9 protein-coding genes are annotated in these 10,891 nt (G+C 72.4%); 6 read left to right on the top strand and 3 right to left on the bottom strand.

The window, feature by feature from the left end; translation table 11 throughout:
• Nucleotides 1-98: 98 nt before the first annotated feature.
• Entirely contained in the window at nucleotides 99-806 is a 708-nt protein-coding gene (locus ACFXB5_RS06985; RefSeq protein WP_385203430.1) for a DUF461 domain-containing protein, read from the bottom strand.
• Between the two features lie 687 nt (nucleotides 807-1,493).
• Between ACFXB5_RS06985 and ACFXB5_RS06990 the strand changes: the two genes are divergently transcribed.
• The 6 genes from ACFXB5_RS06990 (at nucleotide 1,494) to ACFXB5_RS07015 (ending at nucleotide 8,610) form a co-directional block, all read left to right on the top strand.
• Nucleotides 1,494-1,976, top strand: a complete 483-nt coding sequence (locus tag ACFXB5_RS06990) for a CarD family transcriptional regulator (protein ID WP_009716930.1) — start codon at nucleotides 1,494-1,496, stop codon at nucleotides 1,974-1,976.
• Nucleotides 1,977-2,363: 387 nt separating this feature from the next.
• Nucleotides 2,364-3,158: a 2-C-methyl-D-erythritol 4-phosphate cytidylyltransferase gene (gene ispD, locus ACFXB5_RS06995; protein ID WP_385203433.1), complete on the top strand. Its 795-nt coding sequence runs from the start codon at nucleotides 2,364-2,366 to the stop codon at nucleotides 3,156-3,158.
• The gene (gene ispF, locus ACFXB5_RS07000) at nucleotides 3,148-3,639 is read left to right on the top strand and encodes a 2-C-methyl-D-erythritol 2,4-cyclodiphosphate synthase (RefSeq protein ID WP_385203436.1); all 492 of its coding nucleotides are present in this window, start codon (nucleotides 3,148-3,150) and stop codon (nucleotides 3,637-3,639) included. The genes ispD and ispF overlap by 11 nt, the downstream gene beginning before the upstream one ends.
• 240 nt (nucleotides 3,640-3,879) lie before the next feature.
• On the top strand, nucleotides 3,880-5,277 hold the full coding sequence (cysS, locus tag ACFXB5_RS07005; RefSeq protein WP_385203439.1) for a cysteine--tRNA ligase: 1,398 nt from the start codon (nucleotides 3,880-3,882) through the stop codon (nucleotides 5,275-5,277).
• Nucleotides 5,278-5,423: 146 nt separating this feature from the next.
• Nucleotides 5,424-6,374: a 23S rRNA (guanosine(2251)-2'-O)-methyltransferase RlmB gene (gene rlmB / locus ACFXB5_RS07010; protein ID WP_385203442.1), complete on the top strand. Its 951-nt coding sequence runs from the start codon at nucleotides 5,424-5,426 to the stop codon at nucleotides 6,372-6,374.
• 484 nt (nucleotides 6,375-6,858) lie between these two features.
• Entirely contained in the window at nucleotides 6,859-8,610 is a 1,752-nt protein-coding gene (locus ACFXB5_RS07015) for a DoxX family protein (protein ID WP_385203445.1), read from the top strand.
• 577 nt (nucleotides 8,611-9,187) lie between these two features.
• Here the strand turns inward: ACFXB5_RS07015 and ACFXB5_RS07020 are convergent.
• Nucleotides 9,188-9,988: an NDP-sugar synthase gene (locus tag ACFXB5_RS07020; protein ID WP_385203448.1), complete on the bottom strand. Its 801-nt coding sequence runs from the start codon at nucleotides 9,986-9,988 to the stop codon at nucleotides 9,188-9,190.
• A 166-nt stretch (nucleotides 9,989-10,154) separates the two neighbouring features.
• The gene (locus tag ACFXB5_RS07025; protein WP_020870433.1) at nucleotides 10,155-10,574 is read right to left on the bottom strand and encodes a hypothetical protein; all 420 of its coding nucleotides are present in this window, start codon (nucleotides 10,572-10,574) and stop codon (nucleotides 10,155-10,157) included.
• Between the last annotated feature and the right edge of the window lie 317 nt (nucleotides 10,575-10,891).

Raw genomic sequence — 10,891 nt, forward strand, 5'->3', positions numbered from 1 at the left:
GCCCTGGAAAGGTCCAGGGCCGCCCTCGCGCATGCCTGGGCGGGTCTCCGCATGCCTGGGCGGGTCTCAGAGACCCGCGGAGACCCGCCGCCGGGCTCTCAGTGACCGCCGCCGTTCGGGTTGGGCTCGCCGGACGCGATGCCGTTCGGGGTGCCGCTGCTCTCCTCGCCGCCGGGCTGGCCGCTCGCCGTGCCGGACGGGGTGCCACTGGGCGTACCACTGGCGGTGCCACTGGGCGTACCACTCGGCTTGCCGCTGGGCGTCGCCGAGCCCGACGGCTTGGCGGTCGGCAGCTCGGACGGGCCCCAGCCCTTGAAGTAGCTCTTCGCCGGGACCACGAACGCGGTGATCGGGATGTCGCCGGTCGAGCTGAGGTCGAAGACGACCCGCTGCGCGTTGCCGTCCTGGGTGGCCTCGCGCCCGTCGCTGACGACGGCGGACGCGTTGCCCTCGCCGCCGAAGGCCACCGAGCCGCCGTGCGGGACCACGACCGGGCCCTTGCCCTTGGCCGGGGAGAGCTTCACCTGAGCGCTGGTGCCGGGGAGGGTGATGGCCTTGACGGTCTGGTCGTTCTTGCCGTTGTTGAAGATCCGGCCGGTGACGACGGCCGGGCCCTTGGCCGTGCGGTCCGGCTGGGTCACCACGGTGGCGTTCTGGATCTTGATGTCCCCGACGGACGTCGCGGCGTTGTCGGGCTTGACCTGCAGGGTCTGCGCGTCGTTCCCCGCCGCGCAGGCGGAGAGCGGGGCGATCGAGACCACGATGGCGGCTGCGGCGAGGGCGCCGCGTCGAAGGCTGCTGCTCACGGCGGCGGCATCTCCTAGGACGAGGTAAAGGTTGGATCAGCGCGCTTAGATTACCGATCCGCCCTCTTCGGCCCGCACCCGACCCGCCCCAAGGCGATCGGCCCCGGGGCGGCACGCCCGTACGCTGCCGGTTCCGGCGCGGTTCCGGCGCGGTTCCGGCGCGGTTCCGGGGTGGTTCCGGCGCGGTTCCGGCGCGGTTCCGGTGTGGTTCGGGCATGGTTCCGGCGCGCTTCCCGCGTGCGTTACGCGGTCCGTACGGCGCCGTCCCGAAGTCCCGAATATCGGCTCGGCCGGCCGCGCGGGAGATTATCGGTAAGGAATCCATGCATGTCCGAGAATTGATCACAGAGTTGATCCGCTCTGCGTGATCATCTCTGTGATCAATTCGCGAATCGGGGCCGGATCCCTCGCTCCTGATCCGAACGGAGTAGCGGAAGTCCATCGACTGGACTCCGGCAAAACGGGACGTAGGGCCACTCGTCCGGGCTTCTTCCGACGCGTAACGGGTGGGTTTCGGGGTGCCCGGACAGCGGCTCCCACCTGCGAATACCCGGTTCCGCAGGCCTCGTGCAGCACGTCCCTGCCGCACTTGTCAAGCCCCGAGATATGCCCTGACCTGCGAAAACGCCATTCAGAAGAAGGCGTTCCCGTGTTACCCTGGATAGCCACGGAAGGGGTACCTGTCACATGACGTTCAAGGTTGGCGACACCGTGGTCTATCCCCATCACGGGGCCGCGCTGATCGAGGCCATCGAAACTCGCCAGATCAAAGGCGTGGACAAGACCTACTTGGTGCTGAAGGTCGCTCAGGGTGACCTGACGGTTCGTGTGCCGGCGGACAATGCGGAGTTCGTCGGTGTGCGTGATGTGGTCGGCCAGGACGGGCTGGATCGGGTCTTCGAGGTGCTGCGTGCACCGTATGCGGAAGAACCGACGAACTGGTCCCGTCGCTACAAGGCAAATCTCGAGAAGCTCGCCTCCGGCGATGTGATCAAGGTTGCCGAGGTCGTGCGTGACCTGTGGCGCCGAGAGCGTGAGCGCGGACTCTCCGCTGGTGAGAAGCGCATGCTCGCCAAGGCCCGCCAGATCCTGGTGAGCGAGCTCGCTCTCGCCGAGAGCACCAACGAGGACAAGGCCGAGGCCCTGCTCGACGAGGTTCTCGCGTCCTGACAAATCAATGCCGTGGTGCCCGAGTGACTCAGACGTGAATTCCCGCTAAATCGTCTGTCGCCGGGCGCTGCGGCATGCGTACGTGCCGGACGTCATTGATCCCCGATGTCATTGACCTGGGATGTCATTGACCTGGACGTCATTGACCCCCCTGGGCGATCTCCTTTGATCCCCCGAGCGATCTCCGAGCCCCCGGTCCATCGCACCTGGTGGTACATCGCACCTGGTGCCGATGCGCCACCGCGCGCACGATGCGCGGTGTAGGTGTGCCGGGCCCGGGCAGCTGGCTCGACCAGTCGTCACGGAAGGGGCCGGTCGGGGCATCGCGCCCGGCACGCTGTGGCCATACCCATTTCGGCTGAGGAAGCAAACCTGAACGCCAACTCAATGTCCGCAACACCGGATCACGGCGGCTCCGGCGCGTCCGGGCGAACCGCCCGCACCGCCGCCGTGATCCCCGCCGCGGGCCGCGGAGTGCGGCTGGGCCCGGGCGCCCCCAAGGCGCTGCGCCCGCTGAGCGGCACGCCCATGCTCGTCCACGCCGTACGGGCGATGGCCGGATCCCGTTCCGTCTCCCTTGTCGTCGTGGTCGCCCCGCCGGACGGCGCCGACGAGGTGCGGCGGCTGCTGGACGCGTATCCGCTGAGCGGCAGCCTCGGCGACAGCACCGAGGTGGTCGTCGTGCCCGGCGGCGAGACCCGCCAGGAGTCGGTGCGCAAGGGGCTGGCCGCCGTCCCCGAGAACGTCACCACCGTGCTGGTGCACGACGCGGCGCGGCCGCTGGTGCCCGTGGACACGGTGGACGCGGTCGTCGCCGCCGTACGGGACGGGGCGCCCGCCGTCGTCCCGGCGCTGCCGCTGGCCGACACCGTGAAGCAGGTCGAGCCGCGCACCGGGGAGCGGGCCGGTGAGCCCGAGCCGGTGGTCGGCACTCCCGAGCGCGCGCTGCTGCGCGCCGTCCAGACCCCGCAGGGGTTCGACCGCGCCACGCTCGTGGCCGCCCACGAGAAGATCGTCCTGGAGGGCGAGGGCGCGACGGACGACGCGGGCATGGTGGAGCGGCTCGGCGTCGAGGTCGTGGTCGTCCCCGGCCACGAGGAGGCTTTCAAGGTGACCCGCCCGCTGGACCTGGTGCTGGCCGAGGCGGTCCTGGCCCGCAGGAGGGCGAACGATGGCTTCTGACGCGGCGATGCTCCCCCTGGTGGGCATCGGCACGGATGTGCACGCCTTCGAGAAGGGCCGTGAGCTGTGGTGCGCCGGGCTGCTGTGGGAGGGCGAGGAGTACGGACTCGCCGGGCACTCCGACGGCGATGTGGCCGCGCACGCCGCCTGTGACGCGCTGTTCTCCGCCGCCGGGCTCGGCGATCTCGGCGCCCATTTCGGCACCGGCCGCCCCGAGTGGTCCGGCGCGGCCGGCACCACGCTGCTCGCCGAGGCCGCCCGGATCGTCCGGGACGCGGGCTTCGGGATCGGCAATGTGGCGATCCAGGTGATCGGCGTACGCCCGAAGATCGGCAAACGGCGCGAAGAGGCGACGAAGGCGCTGACGGCGGCCGTGGGCGCCCCCGTCTCGGTGTCCGGTACCACCACGGACGGGCTGGGTCTGACCGGCCGCGCCGAGGGGCTCGCGGCGATCGCGACGGCGCTCGTGTTCCGGCGGTAGAGGCGACCGGATAGTCCGCGCGGGTAGTCCGCGCGGGGGCGCGAGTGCTCCGGCGCTGGCGTCGGTGTTCCGGCGTTCCGGTGGCCCGGCGTTCTGGCGTTCTGGCGTTCAGGCGTTCAGGCGTTCAGGACGGGCGCGCGGGTGCGTCCGGAGTGTCACCCGCGTCCCGAGTGTCACGCTTCTGTGTCCCCGTAGGGGAAGGGGCGCGGGGCACTGTTCTCTTCCCACTACCCTTGATGCGTGACTATTCGCCTGTACGACACCAGCGCCCGGCAGATCCGTGACTTCATCCCGCTCCAGCCGGGCTGCGTCTCGATCTACCTGTGTGGCGCGACCGTGCAGGCCGCCCCGCATATCGGGCACATCAGGTCGGGGCTGAATTTCGACATCATGCGCCGCTGGTTCGCCCACCGTGGCTATGACGTGACGTTCATCCGCAATGTCACGGATATCGACGACAAGATCATCGCGAAGTCGGCGGAGCAGAAGCGCCCCTGGTGGGCGATCGGCTACGAGAACGAGCGCGCCTTCAACCAGGCGTACGACATCCTCGGCTGCCTGCCCGTGACCTATGAGCCGCGGGCGACCGGTCATGTCCCCGAGATGATCGAGATGATGCGGGAGCTGATCGACCGGGGTCATGCGTATGCCGCCGAGGGCAATGTCTACTTCGATGTGCGCTCGTTCCCCGAGTATCTAAAGCTCTCCAACCAGGATCTGGACGGACTGCGCCAGCCCTCCGGCGAGGGCGAGACCGGCAAGCGCGACCCGCGCGATTTCGCCATGTGGAAGGCGGCGAAGCCGGGGGAGCCCAGCTGGGAGACCCCGTGGGGGCGCGGCCGTCCCGGCTGGCACCTGGAGTGCTCGGCGATGGCGCACAAGTACCTGGGGCGCGCCTTCGACATCCACGGCGGCGGCGTCGACTTGATCTTCCCGCACCATGAGAACGAGATCGCGCAGGCCAAGGCGTTCGGCGACGACTTCGCCGCCTATTGGGCGCACAACGCCTGGGTGACCATGAGCGGCGAGAAGATGAGCAAGTCGCTCGGGAATTCGGTGCTGGTCTCCGAGATGGTCAAGCGCTGGCGTCCGATCGTGCTCCGCTACTACCTGGGCACCCCGCACTACCGGTCGATGATCGAGTACAGCGAGGAGGCCCTGCGCGAGGCCGAGTCCGCGTTCGCGCGGATCGAGGGCTTCATCCAGCGCGTGGTGGAGAAGGCCGGGAACGTCGAGCCCGCCGCCGAGGTGCCGCCCGCCTTCGCCGAGGCGATGGACGACGACCTCGGGGTGCCGCAGGCGCTCGCGGTCGTCCACACCACCGTCCGCCAGGGGAACTCCGCCCTGACCGCCGACGACAAGGAGGCGGCGGTGGCCCGGCTCGCCGAGGTGCGGGCCATGCTGGGCGTGCTGGGCCTCGATCCGCTCGATGAGCACTGGGCGGGCGGATCGGACCGGGGTGAGGATCTGCACGGCGTGGTCGATTCCCTCGTCCGGCTGGTCCTGGAGCAGCGGCAGGCCGCGCGGGCCCGTAAGGACTACGCGACGGCGGACGCGATCCGCGATCAGCTCCAGCAGTCGGGTCTGGTGATCGAGGACACCCCGTCCGGGCCGCGCTGGGAGCTGGGCAACCGCTGACCTCGCTGTTTGTGCCGCCCGCCGCGTCGGGCGGCACACTTGTGACCGTACATACGACCGTACGACCGTAGACGCGTGTGGCGTTCGACGTTTTTCCGTTGCCGTTTGCCGAGCAGCGCTGAGCAGTGAAGAGACAGGTGACATTCATGGCCGGCAACAGCCAGCGCAGGAACCGCCGTACCAGCAACAAGAAGGGCGCGACGGTCGGCAGCGGCGGTAAGCGGCGCCGCGGCCTCGAGGGCAAGGGGCCCACCCCGCCCGCCGAGATGCGCAAGGGACACACCAAGCAGCGGATGGCCAACGCCCGCGCCCGCCAGGCCGCCAAGCGCCCCGTCCCGCGGCGCGGCGGCAAGGGCTCGAACGAGCTGGTGGTGGGCCGTAACCCGGTGTTCGAGGCGCTGCGCGAGGGCGTTCCGGCGAACACGCTGTACGTGCAGCAGTTCATCGACAGCGACGACCGGGTGCGCGAGGCGCTGAAGGTCGCGGCCGACCGCGGCGGCATCCACCTCATGGAGGCGCCCAAGGCCGAGCTGGACCGGATGACGAACGGGCTGAACCACCAGGGCCTGGTGCTCCAGGTCCCGCCGTACGAGTACGCCCATCCTGAGGACCTGAGCGCGGCCGCCTTCGACGAGGGCGAGGACCCGCTGATCGTCGCCCTCGACGGCGTCACGGATCCGCGCAACCTGGGCGCGGTGGTCCGCTCGGTGTCCGCTTTCGGTGGCCATGGCGTGGTCGTACCGGAGCGGCGCGCGGCCGGAATGACCGCGGGCGCCTGGAAGACCTCCGCGGGCACCGCCGCCCGCACCCCGGTCGCCCGCGCGACCAACCTCACCCGGACCCTGGAGGCCTACCAGAAGGCGGGCCTGACGGTGGTCGGGCTGGCGGCGGACGGCGATGTCGAGCTGCAGGACCTCGACGTGCTGGACGGCCCGGTCGTGATCGTCGTCGGCAGCGAGGGCAAGGGGCTGTCGCGGCTGGTGGGCGAGACCTGCGATCTGCGGGTGCGGATTCCGATGCCGGGCGGCGCGGAGTCGCTGAACGCGGGCGTGGCGGCGGGCGTCGTCCTGTACGAGGCGGCACGCCGCCGGGGCTGACCCTGGCGTGAGCGGTGCGCTGCCTGGTGTGGGCGTGGGCGGTGCGCTGTCGGGCGTGGGCAGGCCTGGCGCGGGCGTGGGTGGCGTGCTGCCGGGCGTGGGCAGGTCTGGCGCGGGCGTGGACGGTGCGCCGCCGGGCGTGAGATGTGCGCCGCCGGGCGTGAGTGTGGGCGGGTTCGGCGCGGGCGTGAGCAGTGCGCCGATGGGCGTGGGCAGGTCTGGCGCGGGCGTGAGCGTGAGCAGTGTGCTGCCGGGCGTGGGCAGGTCTGGCGCGGGCGTGGACGGTGCGCCGCCGGGCGTGAGATGTGCGCCGCCGGGCGTGGGCGGGTCCGGCGCGGGTGTGGGCCGGGGCGTGGGTGTCCCGGGCCGTCATGCGCCCTCCGGCCGATGATCTTGACGGGCCTCGGACAGATCGGGACGTCCCCGGCAGTGTCTTTCCCGTCCGTCACTCGGTTAGTTGGACGTGGAGACCAGAAAAGCCCGCATGCCTTCGCCCCTGGCGGGACGCGCGGGGGGATTCGACGACGAACCACAGCTGACCATGGCCAAGGTGCCATGCGATCCGGCGCAGGTCGCCGTCAATGCCCCGAGCTTCCGGGTGCAGCTCAGCGTCCCGGTCGTCAGCAACACGCTGACGGACACGGCCCGGCTCACCCGCGTCCCGGCCCCCGGCCGGCGTCGGCCGCCCGTGGTGTGGAGCGGCCGTACCCGCCCCGGCGGGGACACCGCGGCGACCCGGCTGCTGCAGGCCGTGCGGTACTCCTCCGAGGGTTTGACCGACAGCCTGTCCGATGGCCTGAACGATGGTTTGGGCCGTTCCCGGCCGGGCGAGGGCGCCGAGGACGTGGGCGCCACGCAGGTGCTGCCGCGGATCGCCTTCGACGACGACACCGCGCCCACGGTCATCGGCCCGCGCAACCCGCGTACGGAGAGCGTGCCCCGGCCGTCCGGCGGGCGGCGGCGTCCGGGCGCGAACGGCCCGGCCGAGACGGGCGGAGCGCGCGGACCGCGCCGAGCGGGCACGGATAGCGCGGTGGCCAGGGCGGCCGGGGCGGAGCGGCGCGGCGCGTCCTCCGGACGGCCGGGCGCCCACGACGGCGAGCGGGACGAGTCGCGGCGCGCCGCGGTTCCGCGCCCGCGCCGCCACTCCGAGTCCGTACGCCACGCCTACTACCCCGGGCGCCGGATGAACCTCGGCGTCGTCCTGCTCCCGCTGCGCATCTTCCTCGGCTTCATCTCCGTCTACGGCGGGATGGGCAAGCTCTCCGACCCCGTCTACTTCGACGGCGGCGAGCGCGGCTCGATGGTCACCTGGCTGCGCAGGCTGCACCCCTGGCCGATCGCCGAGCCGCTGCGCGACCTGGCGCTGGAGCATCCGGTGGGCGCCGGGCTGACCGTGGCGTTCCTGCAGATCGTGGTCGGGGTGCTCACCGTGCTCGGGCTGTGGCAGCGGCTGGCCGCCTCGTTCGGCGCGCTGCTGTCCGCCGCGCTGATCGTCACCGTGAGCTGGCGTACGGTGCCGGTCTACGACGCGCCCGACATCATCTACCTCGCCGCCTGGAGCCCGCTGATCATCGCGGGCGCGCCGGTCTACTCGGTGGACGGCCGCCTCGCCGGCGAGGCGTGGCGGCGGCTCGGCCCCCGGGCCGAACTGTGGGAACTGCGGCGCCGGGTGCTGCGCCGCGGCGGCGTGATGGCGATGGTGGTCGCCGGGCTGACGCTGCTGGTGGGCTCGATGCTGGGCGCCGCCGTACGGTCCTCGGAGGTCGTGAAGGCGCCGGAGCCGAGCGATATGCCGACGAACAACCTGCCCGGCTCGCCGCTGCCCAGCAAGCCCGCGGAGAGCCCGCGCGGCGGGCAGCGCGGAACGGCGGGCACGGGCGGCGGCACGGCGGGCGCGCCGTCGCCGCGCGAGCGGCTGTCGCACCGCCCCGAGCCGTCCGCCTCGGACTCCTCGGCATCGACGTCCTCGTCCGGGGTGCCGAGCGCGACGGATTCGGCGTCCGGCAGGTCCGGCCGCCCCAGCGGCGCATCCCGGCCCCGTCCGGGCCTGGGGACGACCCCCCGCTCCCCGCGCCACCCCCTCGCCCCGACGGCGCCGGGCCCGTCCTCGCTGGGCGGCGCCGGCGGCGGCCTGTCGGGGGGCGGCCCGGAGGGCGGGCCCCCGGAGGACAACACGTACAACTACAGCGACCCGGCCGCCGAGGAAGCCGCCCTGGGCGGCCTCCTCGGCTGAGCACGCCCCCGCTCCCGCGCCAGGGCCCCCACCAGGGCCCCCACCGACGCCCGAGAGGGCCGCGATGCCCGTGACGGCCGCGATGCCCGTGACGGCCGCCGACCACGGCGCCCGCGCCTAGGCGTGTCCGGCGGGCCACGCGGCAGGGGCTTCGCCCCTGTACCCCGAACTCGGGGGAGCCCCGGATACCCCTTGCACGCCGGCACGCCAGGATGGCTGGGCCTGGCGGCTGGGCCGGGCCTGGCCGGCGCACGCTGGGCCGGCGGGCCGGCGGGGTCAGCGGGTCTTTCGCCTCCCCGCCCCTTCCCGCGCGGCAGGGGCTTCGCCCCTGGGCTCCGGGGTCCAAGCGGCGGTGCCCTCAGGCGGCGGAGCCCCGCACGCGGCGGAGCCGCATAGCGCTGCGCTGCGTGGCAGGGCCCGGGGGCTGGGGCGGAGCCCCAGTTTCGGAAGGGGGCGGGGAGGGGAGGGGAACAGCCCCCCGCAGGCGTCACGGTCCGTCGGGTGGGCGGACGGCGGACCGCCGGGTGGACGTTGAGCGCCCAACCCTGTCGGCGCCGCACCGCCGCGCATCCAGGGCTCAGCCGTGTGGCACAGGGGTTGTGCCGAAGGGGCCGTGGCCGTGGGGCGGGGGGCCCGCGGCCAGTTCCTTGGCGGCTTCGGTCAGGTCCTTGGCCGTGTCGATGGCCCGCCAGTACGCGCCCTGGGGCAGTGGGAAGCCCGCCAGCCGACGTTCCCGCGCCAGGCGCGGGAAGGTGGTGCGTTCGTGGTCGCCCCGGTCGGGCAGCAGCGCGGTGAAGGCGGCGGAGAAGACGTAGACGCCCGCGTTGATGAGGTACGGCGAGGGCGGCGACTCGATGAAGTCCAGGACGTGGCCGAACTCGTTGGTCTCCACCGCCCCCCACGGAATGCGCGGCCGGGCGAGGGCGAGCGTGGCGGTGGCGCCGCGCTCGTCGTGGAAGTCCGCCATGTCGCGGAGCGAGAAGCGGGTCCAGATGTCGCCGTTGGTGGCGTACCAGGGCTGGTCGGGCTCCGGAAGCCTGGCGGCGGCGAACTTCAGGCCGCCGCCGCGCCCCAGTGGCTCCTTCTCGACGACGGTCCTCACCCGCAGCGGCAGTTCCGCCGCCTCGAGCCAGTCCTGGAGGACGGCGGCGAGGTGGCCGCAGGAGACCACGGCGTCGGTGACGCCCTCGGCGGCCAGCCAGGCCAGCTGGTGGCCGATGATCGGAGTCCCGGTGCCCGGGATCTCGACCATCGGCTTGGGTCGGTCGTCGGTGTACGGACGCAGCCGTGAGCCCTGGCCTCCGGCCAGGACGACGGCCTGTGTGGGGCGCGCGGTCTGGTGGTGATGCCCGGGCCTGCGCGCGTCGTCATCGCTCATGAACCGCACCATATGCGGTGCGGGGACCGCCACAGGCGGAGCCGGAGCGAGAACAAGGGTGGGAAGGACAGGAAGGATGAGAAGGGCGGGAAGGACAGGAAGGGCGGGAAGGACAGGAAGGGCGGGAAGGGCGGGAAGAGCCCCGGCGGTACGGCGTGGGGCGCGGTCAGCGGTACGCCTGGGTGGTCCCGGACGCGAACGAGGTGTCGCAGACGGGCCGTGCGTACGCCTGGGCGCGGCTCACACCGCCGTACTTGGCGACCGCGGCCCGGCCGAGCGCACGGGCGATGGAGGCGCAGTGCTTGGCGAGTGAGGGCCGTTCGGCCGTCGCCACCTGGAGGTGGGTGAGCGCCACGGAGGGGTTCTTCTCCTGGAGCTCGGCGAGCAGCCGGTCGCGCAGCAGCTCATGCGGGGCCCGGTGGGTGGCATGGGTGGACGCCCGGTCGGAGGAGGCGGTGAGGATCTGCGACTCGGCGCTCGGCGAGGCCCAGGGGACGCGGGTGACCGCGAGGGTGCCGGAGAGGACGAGCACGACGGGGAGGACGAGGGCGAGCGTTCTGCCGATGCGGCGGGCTGCGTGGTTCACGGGGTGGTTCCTCGCGGGTGGGTGGTACGGAGTGGGTGGTGCGGAACTGCGGTACGCGGTGATCGTAGCGAGGAGCGACGATTTGGCGACATTCAGTCACCAGGCCGGGTGATGGAAACCCACTCTTGGCGTTCGGAGTGTTGACGCTCGGGGGCGAAATGCGCGGAATGTCAGGGAATTTATCGACAACGCAACACCGCGACGCACCCCCTGCCCACCCAACGCGACGGGGGCGCCCCCCCCCGGGGAGCGGGCCAGACGGCGCCCGCAGGCGAAAACAAGGCGGCAGGACGCGACGAGAGCCCGCCCGCGAGACC

This window comes from Streptomyces sp. NPDC059455 (genome assembly GCF_042750115.1).
GTDB lineage: Bacteria > Actinomycetota > Actinomycetes > Streptomycetales > Streptomycetaceae > Streptomyces > Streptomyces endocoffeicus.